Here is a 24,087-nt window from a genome sequence, read left to right on the forward strand (position 1 = left end):
GGTCCGAAGATTCGGCCCGAGGGCCGGCCCGGACCGCTTGCCGCTGCCCGGCGCCGTGCGAGAGTGTGAACGTCCGGGATCTACGGCCGTGCAGGGGCCGCAGGCCGGCGCCCAGCGCCTCAACATGGGTCTGGACAAGGCTCATTGCGGGTGTACGGACCGGCAGTCGAGCGATCCCGACCAGGGAGTACGGCCGGCCGTGACGGCCGGATAAGACTGTCGGCTTCCGAATCTGAAAGGTCGGGGAATGACCACGCTGTCCGCTCTGGCGTCGGCCGCTTTCGGCTCCACCGTGTACCTCGTGACGTTCTCGACCGCGAGATGGCTCGATCGGCTGTCCCGGCGCGTCGAGGTCGCCGGGCTGGTCGTGACCGGCCTGGCCCTGTGCGCACTCATCGGGACCATCGCGGTCGCGAGCCAGAGCGTCGCACTCGGGTTCATCGTCGGCGCCGGCCTGACGCCTCCCGTCCACCGGTGGATCGTGCAGCGACGCAGACACGCCGCAAGCTCGTGACACCCTCCGGTCCACAGCCCTGAAGGGCCTGCCGCCGACGACGGAACAGGCCTCCGGCCGAGTGGGTGCGGGTCACTTGCTGCGCTGCTCGTGGGTGTCCCGGCGGAGTCGGTCGGTGTGCCGTCTCAGGGCCTCGATTCGCTCGGCAAGGGGGGCATCCTCGGGCCGCAGGTGGGGCCGGGTGTCGGTGAGGGGCCGCACGAGGCGGGCTGCGTCGTCGTCGGCGAGGGCCGCGTTCAGGTCGTCGACGGCCGCCTGGGCGCTGGGGGGCAGGCCGGTGAGGGCGGTGATCTCGCCGGCCAGCCGGCGCAGGTCGGCCGCGTTGTCCCGGGCCCAGGCGGTGACGGTGCGGTCCGCGGCGCGCCTGTCGCGTGTGGCCTGGACGCGTTCCTCGCCGGTGGTTCCGGCGGTGCCGGGCCGCAGGCGCAGGTAGCGGCGTTCGGCGGCCTGGCGGCTGGCGACCCCGAGGGGGCCCGCCAGGTCGGCCCAGCTGGCTCCCTGGCCTCGGGCGGTTTCTATGAGGCTGCTCTCCCAGCCGGCGAGCTGCTCGCGGACCTCGCGCAGCATCAGAAGAGCGGCCAGGGCGGGGTGCGGTCCCGAGTCCTGCGCGGGCCCTGCAGAGGGGCGCTCCGCTGATCCCGCGCCCGCTTGCTGTGCGTCCCTGACGGCCCGGTCGATGGCCTCCAGCGCCGCGGCCGCGGCGAGGAAGTCGACCGGTGTCGGCGGCTCGGCGGCCTCGCTCATGACACCCTCCCGAATTGTCATCCTCCAGATGACTGCTTACTTGTCATCGTTTCGATGACATGTTACAACGGAAGCACGTTGAAGCGCATGGGCAGTCCCTGCCTGAACCGACTGGAGGTGTTTCGCGATGCTGATGCGCACCGACCCGTTCCGCGAGATGGACCGGATTTTCCAGCAGCTGTCCGGTACGACCGGTACCTGGTCGAAGCCGTCCGTGATGCCGATGGACGCCTACCGCGACGGTGACGTGTACGTGATCGCGTTCGACCTGCCCGGCGTGAGCACCGACGCGATCGACATCGACGTCGAGCGGAACATGCTGACCGTCAAGGCCGAGCGCCGGCCCGCGGGCAAGTCCGACGGCGTGCAGATGGAACTCTCCGAGCGGCCCCTCGGTGTCTTCTCCCGCCAGGTCATGCTGGCCGACACCCTGGACACCGAGCGCATCGAGGCCGATTACGACGCCGGTGTCCTGACCCTGCGGATCCCGATCGCCGAGCGCGCCAAGCCCCGCAAGATCGCCATCGGCGGCGAGTCCGACCGCAAGCAGATCTCCGGCTGACCCGCTGCCCCGGCCGCGGAGGACGGGAACCCTCCCCTCCGGCACCCGTCCTCCGCCCCCTCCCCCTGGAGGTGACGTGATGCCGATGCGCCAGGAGGCGTTCCTGGACCACGTTCAGGAACGCGGCGAGTACCGGACCAGGGAAGAGGCCGAACGCGTTGCCCGCGTCGTGCTGGCCCTGCTGGGGGCGCACCTGGTCGGCACCGTGCGGGCCGCGCTTGCCGCCCGCCTGCCCGAGACGTACGCCCTGATCCTCCTCAACCCCCTGCAGGCAGCCGAGCCGCTCTCGCCCGAGCGCTTCGTCCGCGCGACCGCGGCCTGGATCGAAGGCGCCACCGAGAAGACCGCCCTGTGGGATGTCGGGGCCGTTCTCTCCACCGTCGCCGCAGCGGCGGGAGACACCCTCCTCCACGAGGTTCTGCTCCAGCTCCCGCCCGGCTACGACCTCCTCTTCGGCCACCCCCGGCCCACCTGACAGCCCGCCCCGCCCGGCGGGCCCTCAAGAGAAAGCCGCAGCACCATGTACGACCAGCTTCGAGCGCACCCGCCCGTCACGGCCATGTCGTTCGACCAGATGCTGGAACGCGTGCGCCACGAAGGCGCCCACCCCACGCGCGAACGCGCCGAGGAAGCCGTCCGCACCGTCCTGGCCGCCCTCGGCCGACAGGTCACCGGAGACGAACGCGTCGACCTCGCCCAGGCCCTGCCCGTCGAAGCCGCCCTCGCCCTGACCGCCCACACCCCCGCCACCGACCCGCTCACCGGCTGGGGCTTCGTCAAGGACATCGCCGCCCGATCCGCCACCACCCCCGCCATCGCCCGCTGGGACACCGGAGCCGTCCTCGCCGTCGTCGCCCGCCTCGCCGGCCCCGACCTCCTCTCCCGCATCCTGCGCCAACTCCCCGCAGGCTACGCACTCCTCTTCGGCCAGGCCGAACTGCGGCAGCCCCAGCACGCCGCCTGATGCCGCGCTCCCGTGGGGAGCCGGGCCGGGAGCGCCCCAGAACCAGCCGATCACCGCGAGGTGAGACGACATGGACCTCCGCATGCCGATGAGGCGGTACGGGCCGACCGTGCACCTCGCCCCTGCCGGTGAGCTCGACCTGCACACCCGACCCTGTCTCGACGAGGCGCAGGCCGCCCTCGACGACGGCGTCGCCGTCGTGGCCTGCGACATGCGTCGTCTGAGCTTCATCGACGTCACCGGCCTGAACGGCCTTCTCGACTTCGCCCGCCGTCTCCACGAGCGCGGCATCGCGTTCTTCGCCTACAACTGGCAGCCGCAGCCCCGCCGGCTCCTGGACGTCGTCGACGGCCTGTACCCGCCCACCGAGGTGGACGGACAGACGCGCAGCGCACCCACGACGATCCTGCGCCGCGGCCCGCAGGACTTCGCCGCGGCCCGCCGCGCTGCCGGTGGGCCGCGGCGAAGAGGGGACGGCGGGCCGGACAGTCGCCGCATAGTGCCCACCGGACCGCTGTCGGCCGGCGCCGACCGTTGACCGTCCCGAGGCGTCCCCGGAGGCCGCGCCACCCGCGCGGCCGCCGGTTCGCGTACGGGTGGGAGCGATCGCACAGGAGGAATGGGCGGGGAGTACCGGCGGCAGGCCCTTGTGGCACCTTGCGCAGAGCACGACAGAGCCTCCGGCCCGGTCGGGCGGGAGGCTCTGTGCGGTGACGTCCGGTGCCCACGTCGCCGGCCGTTCGGGCCGGCGCGCGCCGTTCGAAGCGTCGAAGCGTCGGATCGGCGAATCGGGATGGAACAAGCCGGGGCCCCGTGGGCACTCGCGCAGGCGTCGGAGGCCCCGGCTCGTACGAGGGGACTGCGTCAGCTGCCGGCGGAGAGGTTGCCGGACAGGACCGGGATGTTGTCCAGGATGTGGGAGAGCGACTCGTCGCCCTTGGCCTGGGTGGAGTTCTCGGTGCACTGCTGGTTCTGCGGGTTGGACAGGACGTTGATGTCCTGGACGCCGACGTTGGCGATGAGCGCCAGCAGGGACTGGGCGTTGACCTTGGCCGGCAGACCGATGCAGGGCTTGTTCAGGGTGCCCTGGACCAGGCCGAGCTGCGGGCTCTGGTCGCCGTGGGTCTTCTGGTTGCCGTAGATCTGCTGGGCGCCGTTGCCGTTGACGGTGTTGACGCCGTTGTCGTTGCCGATGGCCATGGCCGGGGCGGCAACGGCGGCGCCCGCGCCGACGATGGAGGCGGTGGCAGCGGCGGTGGCCATAATCTTCTTGAGCATCAGGGGTCCTTATGTCACACGAGTGCATGGGGGTGAGCGCCTTGATCAACGGGTGGGGCGGCGGCGGGTTCCGGCGCTTCACCCGATTGGCGGCACCCCTGTCACCCTCCCCGGACGGCCACGTTGAGCTCGACCACGTAGTGCTCCTCCACCCATCCGTCGGGGAAGCGGTCCAAGAGGAGGGTGCGTTCGTCGGCCAGGAAGGCTTCGGTTCCCGGCTCGCCGACGAGGAAGAGGGAATGCGTGGACAGTTTGGCCAGGTGCGTGTCGACCGGGACCCGGCGCGACCACGACAGGTGCCGGGTGGTGAACCGCAGCCCGTCCTGTGAGCGGGCGCGTTCGTTGATGTACCAGCCCGGCCCGAACCGGGCCTCGATACGGGACTGCTGCTCCGCGATCCAACCGGCCGTGACGTCCGGGTCGTTGTGCCAGATCGCCAGCGCCCCGCCGGGCCGCAGCACCCGCAGCGCCTCGGGGACGGCACGGTCCGGATCGGTCCAGTGCCAGGACTGCGCGTACGTCAGCAGGTCCAGGCATCCGGAGGACAGCGGCAGCCTGTTGCCGTCCGCGCGCACCAGCGGGGTGCCGGGATTGCGGCGCCGGAACTCGGCGGCCATGCCCTCGCCTGGCTCCACCCCGACCACGCGGGCGCCGCGCGCCTCCAGCAGGGACGTGGCGATTCCCGTACCCGCGCCCACGTCGGCGACGCGGGCGCCGGCCAGGGGGAAGCCGGCCAGTTCCGCCAGCGTGTCGAAGAGCTCGGGCGGATACGAGGGGCGGTTCGCGGCGTAGCGCGCCGCCGCGGAGCTGAATGAACGAGCACGGGATTCGGTCGTCATGACGCCCATGATGCCGCTGGGCCGGCCTTCCGTGGAGTGGGCCGCCGGTGTGGTGGGGGCGGGTGCGGAGGGAGCGACCGTACGATCACCCTCGGTAGGCGAGAGGCGGATCGCACATGGTGGCCGCGCGGTATGTCACGGAGCTGGTCTCGGCGCTGGAGCGGCACGCGGGGCGGCCCGCGCTCGGGACCGGCCCGGTCGTTCTGGAGTTCCAGGAGGTGCTCGACGCTGCCGGGCGGCTGGCCGGAGTGCTGGTCGACGCGGGGATCGGACGCGGCTCGGGGCTGGCGTGCGTGGCGGGCACGAACCGGCCCGAGGTGCTGCTGGTGCGGATCGCCGCGCACCTGCTCGGTGCCCGGCTGACCCAAATCGTCGCCGGACCGGCCCTGTACGGGCTGGAGTTCATCCTCCGGGACTGCCGGCCGGACCTGGTGGTGCACGACGTGCCGGTGCCCGGGACGGGGGCGCGCCGGATGGGCCTGGACGAGGCGGTCCGGCAGGCCGGCCGGCGTGCGGCCGTGCCGGTGTCCGTACGGGCGCGGGACGACGACGTGGCGCGCGTGACCTACACGGGCGGGACGACGGGACGGCCCAAGGGGGTCGCCTCGACCTTCGGGGCGATGGCGGCCCGGAACTCCGTACGGCCGACGGGCTGGGCGAAGACGAACCACCTGTCGGTCACTTCGCTGGCGCAGCGGTCCGGGGGGCGGTGCCTGGAGCAGTTCAGGGCCGGCGGGCGGGTGGAGATCCTCGAGCCCTTCGGGCCCCGGGAGTTCGCAGCGGCCTGTCTGCGGCTGGCGCCGGTGTCCACCTACCTGACGACGTCGATGGTGTACCGGCTGCTGGACGATCCGGTGACGGCCCACGAGGTGCCGGGGCTGGAGGTGGTCTCGTACGGGGACTCCCCGGTCCATCCGGAGCGCCTGCGGGAGGCGGTGACGCGATGGGGCGGGCGGTGGCGGCAGGGCTACGGCACGAACGAGGCAGGGGTGATCTGCCGGCTGTCCCCGGCCGACCACGATGCGGGGGTGGGCGGGCGGCCGGAGCTGCTGGCGTCGGTGGGCAGGCCGGTCGACGGGGTGGAGGCCGAGGTCCGCGACGAGCGGGGCGCGGTGGTGGCGGCCGGGCGCACGGGCGAGGTGTGGACCCGGTCGGCGGCGATGATGTCCGGCTACTGGGGCAGGCCCGGGATGACGGCCGAGGTCCTGCGGGACGGATGGCTGCGGACCGGGGACCTCGGGCACTTCGACGGGGACGGCTACCTGTACCTCGACGACCGGGCCGTGGACGTGGTGATGGTCGACGGGGACAACGTGTACTGCGTGCCGGTCGAGGCGGCGCTCGCCCGGCATCCCGCCGTCGCGCAGGCCGTGGTGGTGGGCCGGCACAGCGACCTCACCGGGGAGGAGGTGTGCGCCTTCCTGGTGCCTGCGGGCGGCTGCGAGCCGGGTCCCGAGGTGGCCGGCGAGGCCTGCGACCTGGTGGAAGAGGCGCTGGCCCGGGCGCACCGGCCCACTGCCGTGTTCTGGGTGCGGGAGGTGCCGCTGACCGCGCGGGGCAAGCCGGACAAGCGGCGGCTGCGTGAACGCGCGGCGACATCGGCGACAGGCCGGGGACGGGCATAGCGCCGGCTACCGCGACCTGCGGGGTCGGGACGCGGCCGGAGGTGCACGGCCGCCGTGGCCGGCCGGCCGCGCCCGGGGCGGGAGCGGGGGCGGGCCGGGTGGTTGACTGGGGGTATGGATCTCGCGCGAAACGGGCTCGGACCCGACTCCGTGGCGCGGTGTGCGCCCCCGTTCGACCCCGAACTGGCGACGGCGCTGGAGGCCTTGGCGGGCGGAGTGGTCGGGGAGCCGTTCACTCCGGAGAACCTTGCCGTCCGGCAGGCGCGGGACGTCGCCGTGCGGCCGCGGCCGACCGTACGGGAGCTGCGGGACGGCGGCCGCTTCGAGGTCGACGAGCTGTGCGTGCCGGGGCCGCCCGGCGGCCCCGACGTGACGCTCGTCAGCGCCCGGCCCGCGGGCCTCGACGGACCGCTGCCGCTGCTCTACTACATGCACGGCGGCGGCATGATCCTGGGCAACGCCCCGGTCGTGCTTCCGCAGTTGCTCCGCGAGTGGGCCCTGCCTCTGCAGATGGCCGTCGTCTCCGTCGAGTACCGGCTGGCGCCCCGGGTGCGCCATCCCGGACCGGTGGAGGACTGCTACGCCGGTCTGGTCTGGGCGGCCGCCCATGCTGAGGAGCTGCGCATCGACCCGGAGCGCATCGTCATCGGCGGGAAGAGCGCCGGCGGCGGCCTCGCCGCGGCGCTCGCCCTGCTCACCCGCGACCGGGGCGGGCCCGTGCCCATCGGCCAACTCCTCCTGTGCCCGATGCTCGACGACCGCGACAACACCTTCTCCGGCCGCCAGATGGCCGGCGTCGACGTCTGGGACCGGACCTCCAACGCGACGGCGTGGCAGGCGCTGCTGGGCGATCTGTACGGCACTCCGGACGTGCCGCCCTACGCGGCACCCGCGCGGGCCACGGATCTGTCCGGGCTGCCCCCGGCCTACCTCGACGTCGGGTCGGCCGAGACGTTCAGGGACGAGGATGTCGCCTACGCGAACGCGATCTGGCAGGCGGGCGGCGAGGCCGAACTGCACGTGTGGCCGGGGGCCTTCCACGGCTTCGACAGCTTCGCTCCGGACGCCGCCCTCAGTCGGGAGGCCCGCGCCGCCCGCACCCGCTGGCTCCGGCGCGTCCTCAGCCGGTCCGCGAGCGCCTGAACGGAGCAGCAGTCGCACCGGCACGGCAAGGGTGAGCGCGGCGGGCGACGGGTGGCGTGCCGTCCGGGCCGCCGAGAAGGTTCGGTGGCCGCCTCCCAGCGGGTGGGGGCGGGCAGGGCGTTGCCGGCCCCGTCCGGCGGCGCCGAGGTGCCCGGGCCTGGATCCCCTGTGCGAAGCCGGCGGGTTCGCCGCCGGGTGCGGGGCCGACGCCGGCCGTGCGGCGGGAACTGCGGGGCGCAGCCCCTCGAGGGTGGCTTCGTCGGGGCGCGGAGCCGGTGTTCTCGTCACGCCGCCGTGGTCGCACGAGCCGGCCGGGACGTAGCCTGGGGCATCGCTTCAGAGGGAGGGGCCGAGGTGTTGCCCGAGGTTGTCGGACGTGACGAGTTCGCCGCGTTGATCATCAGGACCGACTATGACGACGAGCCGGCATGGCGGGCGGTGGCGGCGGCCCTGCGCCGGCAGGGGGGCGTCAACGGGGAGTTCGAGGCCGACGTCCACCTCGTCGACGACCCCGTCTGGGCGGGAGCCACGTCCGACGCGGTCGTCGCTGCGGTCGGCCGGGACGAGGACCTGAGCGTGGTGTTCATCGCCGACGGTGTCACCATGCGGTCCCCGCACCGTGCGCTGCTCGCCCTCGACCTCGGGGCCGAGGAGGAGGGCCTCGACCCCGAGTACTACCGGGAACTCGTCGACTCCCCGCCGCCCCGTGCGTTCCGGACCGTTCCGGCCGGTGTCCACGACGTCCACGCGAACCTTTCGATCGCGAACATGGACTTCGAGGAGTACGCGCTCGAGGCTCTCGCGGACCCCGAGGGGGTCTTCCGGACGTTCTGAGCCACGGCAACGAGAGAGGTGGTCAGGCGGCCGGGACGACCGAGGCACGCATGGCTGCGGCCCATTCCTGGAGCAGGGCGGCGTGGCGGATGCGCTCCGCGTCGGAAAGGCGGCCTTCGGCGCGCGCGAAGAGACAGCGGATGTCGGCGTTGATCTCGGCGAGGGTGCGTTCGGGGGCCGGGCGGTCCTCAGGGGTCGGGCTCACGTGATCAAGAGTAGGGCCGGGGTCCGACAACCGTGGCCCGTGTCCGGCATGCGGACGGCGGGTTCCGCCGTGGCGGACTCCCGAACTCCCGAACGCATTCGGCGATCCGGGCCGCCCGGGGCCGCAGGTAGCGGCGTTTCGCGGGTACCGACAGGCAAGGCCGGCGCCTTCGTGCAGGGCGCGGGCCTCCGCGCGGTCGCCGGTCACCGTCGGCAGGTGGGCCGTACGGCCTCGAGGCGGTGCCCGGCGAGTGTTTCCTGGTCCTGTTGCTGGTCGGCCGTGTCGGCGGGGGTGCCGAAAGGCGGGGGAGGTCTTGACACGCCGTTTCGCGCGGCCGGTGCACTGCGCCGTGGCACGGCCGCGCGAGATCGCCGTCGCATGGGCGCCTCTCCCGCCGTGTCACGGCCGTTACGCTGCCGCCATGAAGATCATCGACCTGGAGCCCGGTGACGCCCGGCTCACCGCCGACCTGCTTCCCGTGCTGCTCGAACTGCGTCCCCACCTCACCGAGGATCTCTTCCTCTCAGTCCTCGCGGAGGGGCGGGACCAGGGGTTGCGCTTCACCGCGGCCTACGGCGCGGACGGGGTGTGCGTGGGCGCGGCGGGCTGGCGGATCGTCGCCACCACGTCCATGGTGCGCAAGCTCTACGTCGACGATCTGGTCACCTCGGCCGCCGCCCGTTCCGGCGGTGTTGGCCATGCGCTGCTCGCGCACCTGGAGCAGCACGCACGGGCCGCCCTGTGCACCGCCCTCACCCTGGACTCCGGGACCAAGCGGACCGACGCGCACCGCTTCTACTTCCGCGAGCGGATGGCCGTGACCGCCTTCAGCTTCGAGAAGCCGCTCCTCTGATCCGAGGGCGGGTGAGGGGGCGAGCCTCCGCGACCGGACGTCGACGCTCCCCGGTCGTGTGGGGCTCGCCTTCGCCTGCCCCTCCGGCCGGGTGTCCGCTCACGTGGCGGCTACGGGCACACCCACTGCCGGGGGCTGCGACCGCAGGCCCCCGCGGCCGGCCCCCCGTACGGGGCGGCGCCGCGCAGGAGTTCGCGGTCACTTTGCGGAACGGGAACTGCGCCGGAGAGGCCTCGTCGGCGAACCGGGTGACCGGCCGGTAGCGGTGCGGGTTTCCCGGTGGGGCGCTTCGACCAGGCATCCGGCTCCTGGCTCCCGGCCGAACTGCGCGTCACGAACGAGGCCGGACCATGTCGCTGTACACGGGCGTGCCCCAAGAGGACGTGGGATGCGGGCGCCGCCCAGGCCGAGCCGTCAGGCGGCCGCGCAGACCTCTCCGACGGCGGAGGCGGCGGTGCGCCAGGCGGCGGTCACGGCCTCGCGGGCCCGGTCCGTCGCCTCCGGCACCCGGTCGGGGAGGTGCACCGGCGACCCGATGTGCACGTGGAGGCAGGGCCGGCGCAGCGGCGCCGTGAAGACCCCGGCGAGTTGCTTGGCGCCGCTGCCGGAGCACAGGCGGCGGGAGCCTGCCTGGCCGACGGGCACGACGGGGGCTCCGGTGGCGGCGGCGAGCCGGGCCAGGCCGCTGCGGAAGGGGCCCGGGGCGGACTCCCCCGCGTCGCGGCGGGTCGGCAGCCCGCCCTCACCGTAGAGCAGCACGCTGCGGCCCGAGGCGAGGGCCACTGCGGCGACGTCCAGCGAGTCCGCGGCCCGGGCGGTGCCGCGGTGGACGGCGATGTGGCCCTCGCGGCGCAACGCCGAACCGAGCAGCGGTACGCGCCACAGGCCGGCCGTGGCCAGGATGACCGGCTCGATGCCGTGCCGGCGCAACGCGGCGACCACCACGGCGGGGTCGGCGAGTGAGGTGTGGTTGGCCACGAGGATGGAACCGGTGGCGGGTCGGGCGCCGGGGTCGGCGGTGACGGTCAGCCGCCCGAAGGCGGGGACCAGGGCGGCTGCGATTCGGCTGAGCATGGACGGCCCCGTTCGGTGGTGCGGTGGTGTTGCGGTCCATCGTCGACGGGGGCCGAGGCGCGGTCATGAGTAGCCGTACTCACCGAATATGACCGAACGGTCACAAGATCGGGCTCGGGGAACGTGTGCTGCGCGGCCTGCATCTAGCAGTGTGGCGGCGCCCTCTCGGGTGCCGCCGAACGGTATCTGCACGGTGTGAGCGCAAGGCGGGGCTGGGATGAAGGCGGTAACGGTGACGGACGGTTCCTCGGACGACCCGACGAACGAGGCAACCACCGTCGCGGGGGCGGAACCCGAGAAGGCGGCGTCCGCGCCGGCGGACGCGACCGTGGAAGCGGAGGCCTCGCGGTCCGCCGCGGAGGCGGACGGCGAGGCGGAGTCCTCGACGGGAGCGGACACCGAGGCGGAGGCCGACGCGGACGCGGACGTCGGGCACCGGCCGGCCCGCGATGCCGGGGCGGACGCGACCGCCGGAGCGCAGGCCGAGGAGACCCGGGCGGACACCCCCGCCGCCGAGCCCGAGGCGACGGCCGCGCCCGAGGCGAAGGCGAAGGCCGGCGGTGACCCGCGCACGCAGCTGCTGCGTGCGCACCGCACCACCGCACCCGACGACAAGCCTGTGGAGCAGACCGCGGACGAGGCCGGGGCCCGGGCCGAAGAAGCCCGGGCGGACACGCCTGCCGAGGCCCCCGGGCGGCCCGAGGCCACGCCGGAGCCGAAGCCCGAGGCCGGCCACCGCTCCGGCTCCGGCCCCGAGGACTCCCGCACGCAGATCCTGCGCGTGCCCCCCACCGCCGCCCCGGACGACAAGCCCCCGTCCAGGGCGCAGACGGCGAACGAGAAGCATCTGGCGGACACCCCGGCAGCACCCGACACCGAGGCGGAAACGCCGGACAGCGCTCCCGCGCCCGAGGCGGCTGCCAAGCGCGAGCCCGACGACTCGCGCACCCAGGTCCTGCGGGTACCCGGCACCACCACCCCGGACCGCAAGGCCGACGACAAGCCCCGACCCAAGCCCGAGCCCGACCACTCGCGCACCCAGGTCCTGCGCGCACCCGCCACCCCGGAGGCCGACGGCAAGCTCCAGCCCAAGCCGGATGCGCCCGGGAAGAAGGGTGCCGAGAGCGCTCCGAAGGTGCCGTCCTGGGCGGCGGCACGGGAGGAGGAGTCCGAGTCGGAGTCGGAGTCGGAGTCGGAACCCGAGCGGACGAGTCGGTTCGTCGCGCTCAAGGACCTCGACTCCCCGCCGCCCGTCGCGGCGCGCCCCCGGCCCACCGCCCAGCCCCGCCCCAGGCCGGAGGCCCCGGCGCCGCTGCCCCTGCCCCCGCTGGACCTGCTGGCCGAGCTCACCAACACCCCTCCCGCGCCGGAGACCCCCCGCCGGAGCGCGCTGCGCCGCGTCAAGGTGTGGACGCCGATCCTGCTGCTGCTCGTCGGTGCCTGCATCGGCGGCCAGATGCTGCGGCCCCTGCCCGACCCCCGGCTCGTGGCCGCCGAGACCGAGCACACCGTCGACGGGCAGCTCTCGATACCGTGGCCCGCCAAGGGCCAGGGCGCCGTCCGCGTCGTGGGCTCCGGTGACATCGGGACCTTCGGGGAGCAGAAGCCCGTCCCCACGGCCAGCGTCGCCAAGATCATGACGGCTTACGTGATCCTGAAGAACCATCCGCTGCGCAGGACCGAGCCCGGTCCGGACATCAGGGTCGACGCGAAGGCCGTGGCGGACGGCAACTCCGAGCACGAGTCCCGGATCACCGGGCTCACCGCCGGCTCGAAGTTCAGCCAGCAGGACATGCTGAAGATGCTCATGATCCCCTCGGGCAACAACGTCGCCCGCCTGCTGGCGCGCTGGGACACGGGTACCGATTCCGAAGCCGCGTTCGTGGAGAAGATGAACGCCGCCGCGCGGGAACTCGGGATGAAGGACACCACGTACACCGATCCCAGCGGGCTGGATGCGGGCACCGTCAGCACCGCCACCGATCAGCTGAAGCTCGCCGAGGCGGTGATGAAGGACGAGGCGTTCCGCGCGATCGTCGCCATGCCCGAGGCCCCCATCAAGGGCCTCGGCGAGAAGCTCGTCAACAACAACGACCTGCTCACGGTGCAGGGCCTGAGCATCTACGGCATCAAGACCGGCTCCAGCACACCCGCCGGCGGCACCTTCGTGTGGGCGGCCTACAAGACGATCGGTGACCAGACCCCGCTGATCATCGGCTCGTTGATGGAGCAGCGCGCACCCGCCCCCGACAGGGACGCCCTCAACAGCCTGGCCCTGGTCAAGGCGAACAGCAGGAAGATCATCGAAGCGGTGCGGACGGCCCTCGCCTCCACTCCGCTCGTCCGCAAGGGCGACATCGTCGGCTACGTGGACGACGGCCTCGGCGGCCGTACCCCGTTGGTCGCCGTCAAGGACCTGAACGCGATCAGCGTGCCCGGCCAGCGGTTCCGGCTGTCCCTGAAGACCGGCGCCTCGCCGCTGCCGCACACCGCGAAGGACGGGACGGAGATCGCCGTACTGACGGCGGGTGAGGGCGAGGGCGCGAAGAGCGTCCCGGTGGCCGTCAAGGGGTCCCTGGCCGAGCCGTCGTTCGGCACCCGGCTCACCCGTCTCGGCTGACGGCTGAGCGGCTGGGCGGCTGGGCGGCTGGGCCGGGTCCCGTCCGCCGGTCGGGTCCCGGACCGGCGGACGGACGACGGAGGACGGGCGGCGCAGGACGGGCGGCCGCGGCCCGTCAGATGCCGTCCGTGAACAGCAGCCGGTTGGGGGTGTCGGCGCCGGTCCGGGTCAGGAGGTCCTTGGTGGACGTCTCCAGGAGCCGGCCGGCGACCTCCTCGGGGGTTGCCGCCGGGTGGGCCGCCTTGTGGAGGGCGGCGGTTCCGGTGACGTGCGGGGCGGCCATCGAGGTGCCGTTCAGGGCGACGGTGTCGCCGCCGAGCAGCACGGAATCGATCTGCTCGCCGGGGGCGTGGATCTCGACGCACCCGCCCCGGTTGGAGAAGCCGGACTGCTCGTCCCACCGGTTGCTCGCGGCCACTGTCAGCACCCCGTCCGCCGAGGCCGGGGAGACCTTGCAGGCGTCGGTCGCGGAGTTGCCCGCCGCGACGACCGGCAGCGTGCCCGCCTCGGCCACGGCGGTCGCGGCCCGGTTCACGGCGTCGGAGCGGCCGCCGCCCAGCGAGACGTTCAGGACGGCCGGCTGCGTGGCGTTCGCCGCGACCCAGTCGAGTCCGGCGACGACCGCCGAGTACTCGCCCCTGCCGTCGCAGCCGAGTACCCGCACGCTGACCAGGCGTACGGCGCGTGCGACGCCGTAGGTCCGGCCGCCGACGGTGCCGGCGACGTGGGTGCCGTGGCCCTCGCAGTCCTGGCCTCCGCCGCCGTCGCCGACGGCGTCGAAGCCGGGCTCGGCGCGGCCCTCGAACTCCGGGTGGGCGAAGTCGATCCCGGTGTCGAGGATGTAGGCGGTCACCCCGGCGCCGTCGCCGCCGGTGGTGAAGCCGCCGTCGAGCGGGAGGGTCCGCTGATCGATGCGGTCCAGGCCCCAGGTCGGTGCGGGAGCCCGGACGGCGGAGGGCGCGGCCGGTCCGGCCGGGGTCGGCGGGGCGGAGACTTCCGCGTCCGCCTCCACCGAGCGCACCCCGGGGGTGGTGCGCACGTCGTCCAGCTGCCCCGGGGTCAGCGGTACCGCGAAACCGTTCATCGCGGACCCGTAGACGAACGTGGGCTCCAGCCCGAGTCGTTCCGCGAGCGCGCCGGCGTCCACGCCTTCGTCGAGGCTGACGATGTACTTGCCGGGGACGGCGGCGGCGGACGCGAAGAGCGGAGCCCGGACGGGCTCCGGAACGTCCGCGGCCGCGGCGCCGCCGAGTGCGGGGGCCGCCGCGATCAGGGCCGCGGCGGTCAGACGTGCGAACAGGCGCATGGAGGTACTCCCGGGAGGTGTCGGTCGTCAGGAGACGGCCGCGTCCTCGCCGTGCTCGGTCGCGGCCTCCCTCTCCTTCGGAAGGGGCCCGGGAGGGCTTGAGGGGCACGTCCTCACATGGCCCAGCGCCCCCGGGGACGGCCGCGGGCAGGGCGGTCGCAGCAGGTGCCGTGACCGCCCTTCACGGCAGGCCGCCGTGACCACCCGTCGTGGGCGGGAGACCGGCCCGGGAAGCCGGGTCAGGCGCCGGGCGGCACCCGGGAGGGGCGGCCCGTGCCGCGGGTCAGGGAGTACCCGAAGATGCCCGCGAGGGCGCCGAGTACTCCGCCGGCCGCCGTCCAGAGCCAGCGGTCCGACCACCAGCCGCCCGACCAGCCGTCCTCCGGCTCGCGCAGGGAGCCGGTCACCGTGCCGGAGACCAGCGGGGTGGCGAGGGCACCGTCGACCGCGAAGGCGCCCCCCTCCTCGTGCACGTCGGCCTCGACGGCCGCGCGCACCGGCAGGCCCAGGTCCTCCTCCGGCAGGTCCACGACCGTCAGCCGGACGTAGTAGCTGCCCGGCAGCGGGTCGTTGGCCCACGGCTCCGCGCCGGCGCGGACCGTGCGCAGGGTGCAGGACAGTTCGACCGAGGCGGCCTCCTTGGCCGCCGCCCTGCTCTGCATGCCGTACGTGCAGGCCTGCCGGCGGCGCAGTCCGTCGTACACGTCGAGCCGCCAGGTGGAGGCGCCGTGCCGGGCGGCGGACTCGGGCAGGGTGATGTCGGCCTTCACGGTGACGCGCTGTTGCGCGTCGACCGGAAGCACCCAGTACAGGTAGTCGCCGCTGGAGGCGCCGGCCGTGGCCTTCTGGCCGGGCCGGAACGGCGTGGCCGAGCGGAAGCTCGTGCCCGCCTCGGTCGGGGCGGCTTCGGCGCCGGCCCCGCCCTTGCCGGCGGGGGCACTCGGCGAGGGGGTGTCCGCGGAGGCCGGACCCGCGGCCGTGCCGGCCACCGCGAGGGCGGCGGCCGCCGCGAGCAGGCCCGCGGTCAGTCTGCGTACGGTACGCATCAGTTGGTCCTCCAGACGGAGATGCGCCAGCGGGAGATCCATCCCCACACCAGTCCGGCCAGCAGTCCGGCCAGCACCAGCACGGCCAGCGTCCACCAGCCGCGCCCGAGGCCGAAGGCCGCGGCGTCGGAGGCGTCGTCGGGGCCGTCCACGAGGTCGATGGTCAGCTCGACGGGCATGCCGGGGGCGGTCTTGACCGACGCGGGAGCGGAGAAGGAGTTGCTGACCTGGAGGCAGACGGTCTCCGCCGCGGGCTTGGCGTCCGCGTCCGAGTCGTCGTCGGGCCCGGCCTTGGGGTATCGAAGGCCGGTGGAGAGGACGTCGGTACGGCCGTCGCCGGCCTCGGAGCCGCGAACGATCTCCCGCCCGTGGACGGTCGTGGCGCGCAGCATGACGCCGTAGTCGTTGTTGACGGCTCTGTCGGCGCCGATGCTCACCGAGGCACGCAGCTCCTGGCCGGGCAGGACGTCCACCCGGTACCAGCGGTGCTCGCCGAAGGTCTCGCGGTCGCTGTAGAGGCCGGCCTTGAGCTGCGGGGCGCCCTCGCACTGCTTCGCGCCCTCGGTCGCCACCGGGTTGACGACCGGGTCGGCGGCCCGGTCGACGAGTTGGCGGACCCGCCCCGAGAGTTCGGCCTTGTGCTGGACGGAGGTGTAGGTGCCGCCGGTGGCTTCGGCGATGCAGGTCAACTGGGCCCTGGTCTTGGCGTCCGGGACCAGGCCGAGGGTGTCGATGACCAGGTGGATGCCCTTGGCTGCGATGTCGCGGGCCACTTCGCACGGGTCGAGCGGGGCGCAGGTGTCCTCGCCGTCCGTGATGAGCACGATCCGTTTGGTGGCGTTGCCCCCCTCCAGGTCCTGGGCCGCGCCGAGCAGGGCAGGTCCGATGGGGGTCCAGCCGGTAGGGGCGAGGGTGGCGACGGCGGTCTTGGCCTCGGTCCGGTCGAGGGGTCCCACCTTGTAGAGCTGCTTGGTGTCCTTGCAGCCGAGCGTCCGGTCGTCACCGGCGTAGTCGGCGCCCAGGGTCCGTATGCCGAGCTGTACTTCGGCGGGTACGGCGTCGATGACCTCGTTGAAAGCCTGCTTCGCGGCGGCCATGCGGGACCCGCCGTCGATGTCGTTGGCCCGCATGGAGCCGCTGACGTCCAGGACGAGGTCGACCTTGGGGGGTTCCTTCGCCGCCGGTCCGTCGGCGGCTGTGGCGCTCGCCGGGAAGAGCCCGACGGCCAGTGCGGCGAACAGGCCGCAGGCCCTGGCTGCGAGCCGTTTTCTTGTGATCATCGCCGGATCGTATTGAGGATCGTCCGGCAATCCAAAACACGCAGGCTCCTGCGGACCGGTGAAAATCCGGATGTGCGGGGCGGGGCCCGGGCGTAGGGTGCCCGGATGAGTACCCGTACCTTCCGCATCACCGTCCGCGGCGCGTTCGACGGTCTGACCGACGACCAGCGGGCCGAGTTGCTCGCGGCCGCACCCGAGCACGACATGCTGCGTGCGGAGTTCACCGCCGAGGGGCACCTCACGTACGACCTCGCGGCCCGCCCCTTCTTCACGTTCCGCTTCCTGGACTCGGGCGAGGTGGAGGAGGACGTCCTCGACGCGGCGGCCCGAGCGGAACTGGCCGCGGAGGGCTGGTTGACGGAGCGCGGGTACGGCTTCAAGCAGCTGCGGTCCCAGGCCCAGGACCTGTCGCTGGCTCCGCTGGGCAAGCGACAGCGCCGGGAAGCCGCGCGCGCCGGGGCACACGGCTGACCGGGCCTTCCTGACCGGGACTCGGTTCTGACCGGGCCTTCCTGACCGGGACTCGGTTCTGACCGGTCAGGACCGGGTGGCCGGGGCGAACACGATCGCGAGGTGTGCGGCCAGCCGCTCGCGGTCCGGCGGGGAGAGCCGGGCGCCGAGGTATCCGTCCGGGCGGACGAGGAACGCGGTCGGCCGCTCGGCGGCGTAGAGGCGGGCGAACTCGCCGCCGGTGTCGTGGTACGCGGGCAGCACGCCGACGGCCTCCGGGGCGTCGGGCGGGATGTCGGCCGGCAGGACGACGCACGTCTCGACCCGTCCGCCGGAGGAGTCCCGCGCCGTCCGGGCGAGTTCGTCCAGGCCGGTCCCGTACAGCAGCAGGACGTGCTCGCGTTCGCGCAGCAGGTCGGCGAGGCGCAGCGGGACGGCGGCGATCGGCGAGGTGAGGCCGCCGCAGTCCGGCGCCCGGTCGCCCGGGCGGGGTCCGGGACCCTCGCGGGGCGGGTCGACGACGGGGCTTCCGCGGTAGCCGACGAGCAGTTGGGCCTCGCGCAGGATCAGGGTGTCGGCGTCCTCGGGGTCGGACTGCACCCCTTCCGCAGCGTGGCGCACCGTGCGGCCGACGACCTCCTCGCCGACGGGCCGGCGTTCGGCGTCGTAGCTGGGCAGGAGACCCGGACGGGCGGCGCCGTCGACCGCCAGGGCGAGCTTCCACGCCAGGTTCCAGGCGTCCTGGATGCCGGTGTTCATGCCCTGGGCGCCGGTCGGCGGGTGGATGTGCGCGGCGTCGCCGGCGACGAAGACCCTGCCGTGCCCGTACCGGTCCACGATCCGGTGGCTGATGCGGAAGACCGACGACCACCGCATGTTCGAGACGGTGGTGGGGGTCGGCGAGAGCCGGTCGAGGACGGTCTGGATGTGGGCCGGCTGCGGGGTCCCGCCGCCCTGGAGGCCGTGGGCGACACCGTCGGCCGCGGCCGCGGCCTGCTGCGCCGTGGACAGTTCGGGCGGCACCTTCATGGACATCCGGTAGCGGCCGCGGCCCGGCAGCGGGATGCACACGAGTACGTCGTCCACGCTGCCGGCGGCATCGAGGTGCATGGCGCGCAGGGAGTACCCGTACGGCAGGTCCCAGTCGGCGACGACGTCGGCGAGCATGTACTCCTCGGGGAAGGCGCCGCCCTCGAAGGAGAGCCCGAGCCCCTTGCGGACGGTGCTGTGGGCGCCGTCGCAGCCGACCAGGTAGCGGGTGCGCAGTTCCTCCTCGCCGCCGGTGCCGGTGCGGAGCCGGCCGGTGCAGCCGTCGGCGTCCTGGTCGAACGACACCAGTTCGGTGCCGCGTTCGACGGCGGTGCCCCAGCGGGCCAGGTGCTCCTCGAGGATGCGTTCCGTCTCGTACTGGGGCAGTGCCGCGAAGCGGTAGGGCACTTCGGGCGGCAGGACGAGGTCGATGCGGGGCTGCTCGACGCCGTTGACGTATGTCAGCTGGCCGCGCATGGGAACGGCCGCGTCCAGGACGGCGCGGACCATCCCCATGCGGTCCCAGATCTCCAGGGTGCGCGGCTGGATCCCCACGGCCTTCGCGTACGGCAGGCGGGCGGGGAGCCGGTCGACGATGCGGCAGTTGACCCCGCGCCGGCGGAGCTCGATGGCGGCGGTCAGCCCGATGGGTCCGGCGCCGACCACCAATACGTCCGTCGTGTTGTTGTGCGCCACTGGCGCCTCCCGGCGTGCGGCCCCCGTCGGAGTCGGTCTGACTCCATGGTGGCCGTCCGCCGGGCGTCCGGCATCTCCGCCGGATCTCCTGTGCAACTGCGGTGGGTCCGCTGGATCTGCCGGATCTGCGTCGATCGGCCTTCGTCACTCGATGACGAGGTCGACCTCGATGTTGCCGCGGGTGGCGCGGGAGTACGGGCAGACCTCGTGGGCCTGCTTCACCAGCAGGGCGCCCGTCTCGCCTGCCAGGGATTCCGGCAGCTCGACGCGCAGGGTGGCGCGGAGGGCGAAGCCGGCGCCCTCCTTGATGATGGACACCTCAGCCGTGACCGAGGCGTCGCTGGTGTCCACCTTGGCCTGGCGGCCGACCAGGCCGAGCGCGCTGGCGAAGCAGGCGGCGTAGCCGGCGGCGAAGAGCTGCTCGGGGTTGGTGCCCTGTCCGTTGCCGCCCAGCGCCGGGGGCATGGCCAGGGCGAGGTCGAGCTGGCCGTCGGAGCTGACGGCGCGGCCCTCGCGGCCGTTGGCGGTGGCGACAGCGGTGTAGAGCGCGTCCATGAGAGTTCCTCTCGCAGAAATGAACCGTTGCGTCGGCCGGTGGTCGACCGCGCTCCACCAGTAGAGCACGCAATTCAGTTGCGCACAATTAAATGCCTTCCCCACTTCTTCCCGGTACACTGGCCGACATGACCGAGCAGCCCACGGCGATCCCCTCCGACCAGGACTTCCTGCGCCTCGACGGGCAGATCTGCTTCGCGCTGAACGCCGCGAGCCGTGCCTTCGGCGGCCTCTACCGCGTCGTCCTCAAGGACCTGGGGCTCACGTATCCGCAGTACCTCGTGATGCTGGTGCTGTGGGAGCACGGCGAGATGCCGGTCAAGGAGATCGGTCAGCACCTGCGGCTGGACTCGGGCACCCTGTCCCCGCTGCTGAAGCGGCTGGAGGCGGCCGGACTGGTCCGACGCGAGCGCAGTACCGAGGACGAGCGCTCCGTGCGCGCCCACCTGACCGAGGAGGGCGCCGCACTGCGCGCCCGCGCGGTCGAGGTGCCCCGGCGGATCGCCGCGGCCACCGGTTTCGAGCTGGCCGAGGTGGTCGACCTCCAGGACCGTCTGAGCCGGCTCACCGCCGCACTGGACGCCGCCGTGCCCGTCGAGGAAGCACGCGAGGCGCGGGAGACCTCGCAGCCGCGGGAGGCGTAGCCGCCGTCCGCGACGGACACTGGGGCCACCCCGTGACGGAAGGAGGCGGCCGATGGATCCGGCTGCGGCGCTGGACCGCATCGCGTTCCTGCTGGAGCGCGCGCAGGCGCCCACCTACCGCGTGAGGGCCTTCCGCACCGCGTCCGCGGTCGTCGTGCGGATGGGAGCGCAGGAGGTGGCGGCGCGGGCCGCCGCCGGTTCGCTGGAGGCTGTCAAGGGCCTCGGCCCGAAGACGGCCGCGGTCGTACGGGAGGCGCTCGCCGGCAACGTGCCCGCCTATCTCCAGGCCCTGGAGGACGAGGCCGCCGCACTGCCGCAGGGTCCCCCGGCACCACCGGGCGCCGCCGCGCTGCGGGCGGCACTGCGCGGGGACTGCCACGTGCACTCGGACTGGTCGGACGGCGGCAGCCCGATCGAGGCGATGGGCCGAGCGGCAGCCGGTCTGGGCCATGAGTGGGCCGTGCTGACCGACCACTCGCCGCGGCTGACCGTCGCGCGGGGCCTCTCCCCGGACCGGCTGCGCGAGCAGCTCGAGGTGGTGGCGGACCTCAACGCCACCTGGGCGCCCTTCCGGCTGCTCACCGGGATCGAGTGCGACATCCTGGACGACGGGGCGCTCGACCAGGAGCCGGAACTGCTGGAACAGCTGGATCTCGTCGTGGGCTCGGTGCACTCGAAGCTGCGGATGGACGCGCCCGCGATGACCCGGCGGATGCTGGCGGCCGTGCACAACCCGCTGATGGACGTCCTGGGCCACTGCACGGGGCGGCTGGTCACCGGGCGGACCCGGCCGGAGTCGCAGTTCGACGCCACGGCGGTGTTCGCGGCCTGCGCCGAGACGGGCACCGCCGTGGAGATCAACAGCAGGCCCGAACGGCTGGACCCGCCACGGCGGCTGCTGCGGCTCGCCGTGGCGGCCGGCACCTTCTTCGCGATCGACACCGACGCGCACGCCCCGGGCCAGTTGGACTGGCAGGTCCTCGGCTGTGAACGGGCCGTGGACTGCGGTGTCCCGACGGAGCGCGTCATCAACACCTGGCCGGCCGACGACCTCCTGACCTGGACCCGCACCCGGCGCGCGCCCTGAGACGCGGCGGGCCGCGCCGTCGCCGGAGTGCGGCAGAGCCGCGTGGACTCCAGGAGGACGAGCCGCCGCATCCCATGGGGGCGGGCCGCCCCGGCGTCAGGAATCCACGCACGCGTGAACGGGTCCGTCCGACGGGCCATCACACCGACGCCGCCGAGCCTCGTCGGCCTCGAGGCGCACCTCGCCGGGGAGGGCGAACTTCGGGTCCCCCGGCCCGACGGCGGTCCCGGGACCCGTCCGGGCGTCGAGGCGTACGTCCCCCACCGCGGGGAGCGGGGGAATCCGCCGGGCCGCTCGGCGCCTTCGGCGCGTCGGGGTCGGCGCGGACGACGCCCTGCGGGCACGGACGGCCTGCGTCTGGCCGGAGCGGGTCTGGATGGTCCCGGAGGTGAACACGATCACCGCGTCGGCGTCGCCGTCCACGCCGGCGTGCGCGGGGACGCCCGGGCAGGTCAACGCCCCAGACGGCCTCCGCCCCTCCCGGCGAGGGCGTGCCCGGGGCGGTCCTCCTCGTGTCGCGGCCCTCCGCCGGCCGGGGCGGACGGGAGGCGGTGATCCGGTTGGGCCGCCGCAGGATCCCGCATCCGCGGTGTTGCGCGCCGGGCGGGCACCGCGCTCCGCGGGCGGCCGTGAAGACAGGGGGGCGGGGACAGCTCACCTGTTGACCGGTAAGTGCCGGTCCCCGCGCCCCGCGCGCCGGTGGCCGGTAGCGCGGTCCTCAGCGGCGGAGCCCGACGGCCAGCAGGATCACGTCGGCTCCGGCCACCGCCATCACCGTCAGGAACGGGAGCCTGCCCGCCGGCCTGCGGAACGCGACGAGCAGCGCCGTCGCCGTCGCGCCCAGCAGCGCCCAGCCGTACGCGCTCACCCGCCCCGGCGGTCCCCCGACCAGGGCCGCGGTCGAGCCCAGCACCAGCAGGCCGGCCAGGGCGGCCGAGCGCCTGGCGCCGAGCCGCTGGGGCAGGCCCACCACCCCGGTGGCCAGGTCGTCGTCGATGTCGGGCAGGACGTTGGCGAAGTGGGCGCCCGCGCCGAGCAGGGCCGCGGCCGCCATCAGCCATGGCGGGGGCCAGGGACCGCCGGGCAGTCCGAGCGTGACGAAGGCCGGCAGCAGGCCGAAGGCCAGGGCGTACGGGGCCCAGGAGAGGACCGTGCCCTTCAGCCGGAGGTTGTATCCCCACGCGGCCGCCACTCCGGCCAGGTGCGTCGCGCCCGCGAGCCCGCCGGCCGCCAGTGACAGCGGCACGCAGAGCAGGAGCGCCGCGCCCGCCGCCCGGGCCACGGCGGCGGCCGACACAGTACCGGCGACCAGGGGCTTGTCCGGTCGGCCCGTGAGCAGGTCGCGCCGCAGGTCGGCGCGGTCGTTGCACCAGCCGACCGACAGCTGGCCGACGGCCACCGCCCCCGCGACGAGGGCTGCTCCCCGCGGGCCGTGACCCGCAGCCACGGCCAGCACCGCGGTGAAGAGCGTCACGGCAGCGGTGGGCAGCGGATGACACGCGGCTCCCAGGCCGCCCAGGGCACGTCCGACACGGGCGGCAGCGCCGCCTCCGGCACTGCGGGCACTCTCGGCGATCTGCGGGGTTCGCACGGGCACGGCGACACGCTATGCGGCGCCGCGCCCGAATCAGGTGATTCACAACGAAGTGTCAGTTGTTTCCTATGGTGACTCAATGACACGTGTTCTGGCAGTGCGCAGCGTGTTCCCGCCCCATCGCCGTCCCCAGGCCGAGATCACGGAGGCGCTCGCCCGCTTCCTGCCGCCCGGCTCCGACACCGCCCTGCTGCGCCGGATCCACGCCTCGGTGGGCGTGGAGAGCCGTCACCTCGCGCTTTCGCTGGAACGCTACGGACCCGCGAACGACTTCGGCACGACGAACGCGCTCTTCGTGGAGACGGCCCTGGATCTCGGATCCCGGGTGCTCGAACTCGCCCTCGCCGACGCCGGCCTGACGGCCCCCGAGGTCGACCTGGTCATGTCGACGACCGTGACCGGGCTCGCGACCCCTTCACTGGAGGCCCGTCTCGCCTCCCGCGCCGGGCTGCGTCCCGACGTACGGCGGCTGCCGCTCTTCGGCCTCGGGTGCGCCGCCGGGGCCGCCGGGGTGGGCCATCTCCACGACCTCCTCGCGGGCCGGCCGGGCCACGCCGCCCTGCTGCTGTCCACCGAGCTCTGTTCGCTCACCCTCCAGGCCACCGACTCCTCGATGGCGAACCTGGTCGCCGGGGCCCTGTTCGGCGACGGTGCGGGCGCCCTGGTCGCGGTGGGCCGCGACCATCCCCAGCACGCGACGGGCGCCGGCCCCGAGATCGTCGCCGCCCGCAGCCGTCTCTACCCGGGCACCGAGCACCTCCTCGGCTGGGACATCGGCCATTGGGGCATGCGCATGGTGCTCGGCCGCGAACTCCCGGACCTGGCCAGGCTGCACGTGGCCGAGGAGGTGGAGAGCTTCCTCGCCGCCCACGACCTCAAACCCGCGGACGTGGACGCCTGGATCTGCCATCCCGGCGGCCCGAAGATCCTCGACGCGCTCTCGGATGCGCTGGCGCTGCCGGATTCGGCCTTCGCCGCGAGCCGGGCTTCGCTGGCCGCCGTGGGGAACCTCTCCTCCGCCTCGGTCCTCCACATCCTGGAAGGCGTCCGCCGCGCCGGACCGCGGCCCGGCTCCGTCGGGCTGATGCTCGGCTTCGGCCCCGGTTTCGCCTCCGAACTCGTCCTCCTGCGCTGGTGAACTCGGT

At 73.9% G+C, this 24,087-nt stretch carries 25 protein-coding genes; 14 read left to right on the plus strand and 11 right to left on the minus strand.

The genetic code is table 11. From position 1 onward, the window contains the following. The first annotated feature begins 247 nt into the window (after window positions 1-247). Window positions 248-514: a hypothetical protein gene (locus ACZ6JS_RS31055; protein WP_469302880.1), complete on the plus strand. Its 267-nt coding sequence runs from the start codon at window positions 248-250 to the stop codon at window positions 512-514. 72 nt (window positions 515-586) lie between these two features. Here the strand turns inward: ACZ6JS_RS31055 and ACZ6JS_RS31060 are convergent, their stop codons facing one another. Then, window positions 587-1,258: an HSP18 transcriptional regulator gene (locus tag ACZ6JS_RS31060; protein WP_469302881.1), complete on the minus strand. Its 672-nt coding sequence runs from the start codon at window positions 1,256-1,258 to the stop codon at window positions 587-589. Window positions 1,259-1,385: 127 nt separating this feature from the next. Between ACZ6JS_RS31060 and ACZ6JS_RS31065 the strand changes: the two genes are divergently transcribed. The 4 genes from ACZ6JS_RS31065 (at window position 1,386) to ACZ6JS_RS31080 (ending at window position 3,322) form a co-directional block, all read left to right on the plus strand. Beyond that, window positions 1,386-1,820 carry an Hsp20/alpha crystallin family protein gene (locus ACZ6JS_RS31065; protein WP_469302883.1) on the plus strand — a complete coding sequence of 145 codons (435 nt, stop codon included), beginning with the start codon at window positions 1,386-1,388 and terminating at the stop codon, window positions 1,818-1,820. A gap of 79 nt (window positions 1,821-1,899) precedes the next feature. Next, window positions 1,900-2,295, plus strand: coding sequence for a DUF2267 domain-containing protein (locus tag ACZ6JS_RS31070; RefSeq protein ID WP_469302885.1), 396 nt, complete (start codon window positions 1,900-1,902; stop codon window positions 2,293-2,295). A gap of 45 nt (window positions 2,296-2,340) precedes the next feature. Beyond that, window positions 2,341-2,784, plus strand: coding sequence for a DUF2267 domain-containing protein (locus tag ACZ6JS_RS31075; protein ID WP_469302887.1), 444 nt, complete (start codon window positions 2,341-2,343; stop codon window positions 2,782-2,784). Between the two features lie 70 nt (window positions 2,785-2,854). Beyond that, window positions 2,855-3,322 carry an STAS domain-containing protein gene (locus ACZ6JS_RS31080; RefSeq protein ID WP_469302888.1) on the plus strand — a complete coding sequence of 156 codons (468 nt, stop codon included), beginning with the start codon at window positions 2,855-2,857 and terminating at the stop codon, window positions 3,320-3,322. Window positions 3,323-3,648: 326 nt separating this feature from the next. Here ACZ6JS_RS31080 and ACZ6JS_RS31085 read toward each other — a convergent pair whose 3' ends face one another. After that, window positions 3,649-4,062: a rodlin gene (locus tag ACZ6JS_RS31085; protein ID WP_469302890.1), complete on the minus strand. Its 414-nt coding sequence runs from the start codon at window positions 4,060-4,062 to the stop codon at window positions 3,649-3,651. A gap of 101 nt (window positions 4,063-4,163) precedes the next feature. Then, window positions 4,164-4,901 (minus strand): class I SAM-dependent methyltransferase, encoded by a 738-nt coding sequence (locus tag ACZ6JS_RS31090; RefSeq protein WP_469302891.1) that lies wholly within the window; start codon window positions 4,899-4,901, stop codon window positions 4,164-4,166. Between the two features lie 116 nt (window positions 4,902-5,017). On the opposite strand from ACZ6JS_RS31090, the gene ACZ6JS_RS31095 reads away from it, so the two are divergent. The 3 genes from ACZ6JS_RS31095 to ACZ6JS_RS31105 all read left to right on the plus strand — a co-directional run bounded on the left by ACZ6JS_RS31095 (window position 5,018) and on the right by ACZ6JS_RS31105 (window position 8,503). Then, entirely contained in the window at window positions 5,018-6,526 is a 1,509-nt protein-coding gene (locus tag ACZ6JS_RS31095) for an AMP-binding protein (RefSeq protein ID WP_469302893.1), read from the plus strand. Window positions 6,527-6,640: 114 nt separating this feature from the next. After that, complete coding sequence (locus ACZ6JS_RS31100; RefSeq protein ID WP_469302895.1) at window positions 6,641-7,669, plus strand: alpha/beta hydrolase; 1,029 nt, start codon at window positions 6,641-6,643, stop codon at window positions 7,667-7,669. A gap of 354 nt (window positions 7,670-8,023) precedes the next feature. Further along, window positions 8,024-8,503, plus strand: a complete 480-nt coding sequence (locus ACZ6JS_RS31105; protein WP_469302897.1) for a DUF6924 domain-containing protein — start codon at window positions 8,024-8,026, stop codon at window positions 8,501-8,503. Window positions 8,504-8,525: 22 nt separating this feature from the next. On the opposite strand, the gene ACZ6JS_RS31110 is transcribed toward ACZ6JS_RS31105, so the two are convergent. Further along, a complete protein-coding gene (locus ACZ6JS_RS31110; RefSeq protein ID WP_469302899.1) occupies window positions 8,526-8,708 on the minus strand; it encodes a hypothetical protein in 183 nt (60 codons plus the stop codon). A gap of 421 nt (window positions 8,709-9,129) precedes the next feature. Between ACZ6JS_RS31110 and ACZ6JS_RS31115 the strand changes: the two genes are divergently transcribed. After that, complete coding sequence (locus tag ACZ6JS_RS31115) at window positions 9,130-9,561, plus strand: GNAT family N-acetyltransferase (protein WP_469302900.1); 432 nt, start codon at window positions 9,130-9,132, stop codon at window positions 9,559-9,561. A gap of 414 nt (window positions 9,562-9,975) precedes the next feature. Here the strand turns inward: ACZ6JS_RS31115 and ACZ6JS_RS31120 are convergent, their stop codons facing one another. After that, entirely contained in the window at window positions 9,976-10,635 is a 660-nt protein-coding gene (locus tag ACZ6JS_RS31120) for a lysophospholipid acyltransferase family protein (protein WP_469302902.1), read from the minus strand. A gap of 217 nt (window positions 10,636-10,852) precedes the next feature. Between ACZ6JS_RS31120 and ACZ6JS_RS31125 the strand changes: the two genes are divergently transcribed. Next, the gene (locus tag ACZ6JS_RS31125; RefSeq protein WP_469302904.1) at window positions 10,853-13,255 is read left to right on the plus strand and encodes a D-alanyl-D-alanine carboxypeptidase family protein; all 2,403 of its coding nucleotides are present in this window, start codon (window positions 10,853-10,855) and stop codon (window positions 13,253-13,255) included. A gap of 115 nt (window positions 13,256-13,370) precedes the next feature. On the opposite strand, the gene ACZ6JS_RS31130 is transcribed toward ACZ6JS_RS31125, so the two are convergent. The 3 genes from ACZ6JS_RS31130 to ACZ6JS_RS31140 all read right to left on the minus strand — a co-directional run bounded on the left by ACZ6JS_RS31130 (window position 13,371) and on the right by ACZ6JS_RS31140 (window position 16,887). After that, window positions 13,371-14,561, minus strand: a complete 1,191-nt coding sequence (locus ACZ6JS_RS31130) for a S8 family peptidase (RefSeq protein WP_469302905.1) — start codon at window positions 14,559-14,561, stop codon at window positions 13,371-13,373. A 239-nt stretch (window positions 14,562-14,800) separates the two neighbouring features. After that, complete coding sequence (locus ACZ6JS_RS31135; RefSeq protein WP_469302907.1) at window positions 14,801-15,607, minus strand: hypothetical protein; 807 nt, start codon at window positions 15,605-15,607, stop codon at window positions 14,801-14,803. Beyond that, window positions 15,607-16,887, minus strand: coding sequence for a VWA domain-containing protein (locus ACZ6JS_RS31140; RefSeq protein ID WP_469302908.1), 1,281 nt, complete (start codon window positions 16,885-16,887; stop codon window positions 15,607-15,609). The genes ACZ6JS_RS31135 and ACZ6JS_RS31140 overlap by 1 nt, the downstream gene beginning before the upstream one ends. A 105-nt stretch (window positions 16,888-16,992) precedes the next feature. Between ACZ6JS_RS31140 and ACZ6JS_RS31145 the strand changes: the two genes are divergently transcribed. Then, window positions 16,993-17,358, plus strand: coding sequence for a DUF6204 family protein (locus ACZ6JS_RS31145; RefSeq protein WP_469302910.1), 366 nt, complete (start codon window positions 16,993-16,995; stop codon window positions 17,356-17,358). A 66-nt stretch (window positions 17,359-17,424) separates the two neighbouring features. Here ACZ6JS_RS31145 and ACZ6JS_RS31150 read toward each other — a convergent pair whose 3' ends face one another. Next, entirely contained in the window at window positions 17,425-19,062 is a 1,638-nt protein-coding gene (locus tag ACZ6JS_RS31150) for an FAD-dependent monooxygenase (protein ID WP_469302911.1), read from the minus strand. Window positions 19,063-19,206: 144 nt separating this feature from the next. After that, window positions 19,207-19,617: an organic hydroperoxide resistance protein gene (locus ACZ6JS_RS31155; RefSeq protein WP_469302912.1), complete on the minus strand. Its 411-nt coding sequence runs from the start codon at window positions 19,615-19,617 to the stop codon at window positions 19,207-19,209. A 128-nt stretch (window positions 19,618-19,745) separates the two neighbouring features. Between ACZ6JS_RS31155 and ACZ6JS_RS31160 the strand changes: the two genes are divergently transcribed. Both ACZ6JS_RS31160 and ACZ6JS_RS31165 read left to right on the plus strand, forming a co-directional pair. After that, window positions 19,746-20,261 (plus strand): MarR family winged helix-turn-helix transcriptional regulator, encoded by a 516-nt coding sequence (locus ACZ6JS_RS31160; protein ID WP_469302913.1) that lies wholly within the window; start codon window positions 19,746-19,748, stop codon window positions 20,259-20,261. Window positions 20,262-20,313: 52 nt separating this feature from the next. Then, window positions 20,314-21,348, plus strand: a complete 1,035-nt coding sequence (locus tag ACZ6JS_RS31165) for a PHP domain-containing protein (protein ID WP_469302915.1) — start codon at window positions 20,314-20,316, stop codon at window positions 21,346-21,348. 718 nt (window positions 21,349-22,066) lie between these two features. Here the strand turns inward: ACZ6JS_RS31165 and ACZ6JS_RS31170 are convergent. After that, window positions 22,067-22,945, minus strand: coding sequence for a UbiA family prenyltransferase (locus tag ACZ6JS_RS31170; protein ID WP_469302917.1), 879 nt, complete (start codon window positions 22,943-22,945; stop codon window positions 22,067-22,069). A gap of 76 nt (window positions 22,946-23,021) precedes the next feature. On the opposite strand from ACZ6JS_RS31170, the gene ACZ6JS_RS31175 reads away from it, so the two are divergent. After that, the gene (locus tag ACZ6JS_RS31175) at window positions 23,022-24,080 is read left to right on the plus strand and encodes a type III polyketide synthase (RefSeq protein WP_469302918.1); all 1,059 of its coding nucleotides are present in this window, start codon (window positions 23,022-23,024) and stop codon (window positions 24,078-24,080) included. Window positions 24,081-24,087 lie beyond the last annotated feature (7 nt).

It is taken from the genome of Streptomyces sp. NPDC046349, from assembly GCF_055587885.1.

Excerpts from the sequence above, each read along its gene's own strand:
- ACZ6JS_RS31055 (WP_469302880.1), top strand. The coding sequence starts at position 248 with ATGACCACGCTGTCCGCTCTGGCGTCGGCCGCTTTCGGCTCCACCGTG.
- ACZ6JS_RS31060 (WP_469302881.1), bottom strand. The coding sequence starts at position 1,258 with ATGAGCGAGGCCGCCGAGCCGCCGACACCGGTCGACTTCCTCGCCGCG.
- ACZ6JS_RS31065 (WP_469302883.1), top strand. The coding sequence starts at position 1,386 with ATGCTGATGCGCACCGACCCGTTCCGCGAGATGGACCGGATTTTCCAG.
- ACZ6JS_RS31070 (WP_469302885.1), top strand. The coding sequence starts at position 1,900 with ATGCCGATGCGCCAGGAGGCGTTCCTGGACCACGTTCAGGAACGCGGC.
- ACZ6JS_RS31075 (WP_469302887.1), top strand. The coding sequence starts at position 2,341 with ATGTACGACCAGCTTCGAGCGCACCCGCCCGTCACGGCCATGTCGTTC.
- ACZ6JS_RS31080 (WP_469302888.1), top strand. The coding sequence starts at position 2,855 with ATGGACCTCCGCATGCCGATGAGGCGGTACGGGCCGACCGTGCACCTC.
- ACZ6JS_RS31085 (WP_469302890.1), bottom strand. The coding sequence starts at position 4,062 with ATGCTCAAGAAGATTATGGCCACCGCCGCTGCCACCGCCTCCATCGTC.
- ACZ6JS_RS31090 (WP_469302891.1), bottom strand. The coding sequence starts at position 4,901 with ATGACGACCGAATCCCGTGCTCGTTCATTCAGCTCCGCGGCGGCGCGC.
- ACZ6JS_RS31095 (WP_469302893.1), top strand. The coding sequence starts at position 5,018 with ATGGTGGCCGCGCGGTATGTCACGGAGCTGGTCTCGGCGCTGGAGCGG.
- ACZ6JS_RS31100 (WP_469302895.1), top strand. The coding sequence starts at position 6,641 with ATGGATCTCGCGCGAAACGGGCTCGGACCCGACTCCGTGGCGCGGTGT.
- ACZ6JS_RS31115 (WP_469302900.1), top strand. The coding sequence starts at position 9,130 with ATGAAGATCATCGACCTGGAGCCCGGTGACGCCCGGCTCACCGCCGAC.
- ACZ6JS_RS31120 (WP_469302902.1), bottom strand. The coding sequence starts at position 10,635 with ATGCTCAGCCGAATCGCAGCCGCCCTGGTCCCCGCCTTCGGGCGGCTG.
- ACZ6JS_RS31125 (WP_469302904.1), top strand. The coding sequence starts at position 10,853 with ATGAAGGCGGTAACGGTGACGGACGGTTCCTCGGACGACCCGACGAAC.
- ACZ6JS_RS31130 (WP_469302905.1), bottom strand. The coding sequence starts at position 14,561 with ATGCGCCTGTTCGCACGTCTGACCGCCGCGGCCCTGATCGCGGCGGCC.
- ACZ6JS_RS31135 (WP_469302907.1), bottom strand. The coding sequence starts at position 15,607 with ATGCGTACCGTACGCAGACTGACCGCGGGCCTGCTCGCGGCGGCCGCC.
- ACZ6JS_RS31140 (WP_469302908.1), bottom strand. The coding sequence starts at position 16,887 with ATGATCACAAGAAAACGGCTCGCAGCCAGGGCCTGCGGCCTGTTCGCC.
- ACZ6JS_RS31145 (WP_469302910.1), top strand. The coding sequence starts at position 16,993 with ATGAGTACCCGTACCTTCCGCATCACCGTCCGCGGCGCGTTCGACGGT.
- ACZ6JS_RS31155 (WP_469302912.1), bottom strand. The coding sequence starts at position 19,617 with ATGGACGCGCTCTACACCGCTGTCGCCACCGCCAACGGCCGCGAGGGC.
- ACZ6JS_RS31160 (WP_469302913.1), top strand. The coding sequence starts at position 19,746 with ATGACCGAGCAGCCCACGGCGATCCCCTCCGACCAGGACTTCCTGCGC.
- ACZ6JS_RS31165 (WP_469302915.1), top strand. The coding sequence starts at position 20,314 with ATGGATCCGGCTGCGGCGCTGGACCGCATCGCGTTCCTGCTGGAGCGC.
- ACZ6JS_RS31175 (WP_469302918.1), top strand. The coding sequence starts at position 23,022 with ATGACACGTGTTCTGGCAGTGCGCAGCGTGTTCCCGCCCCATCGCCGT.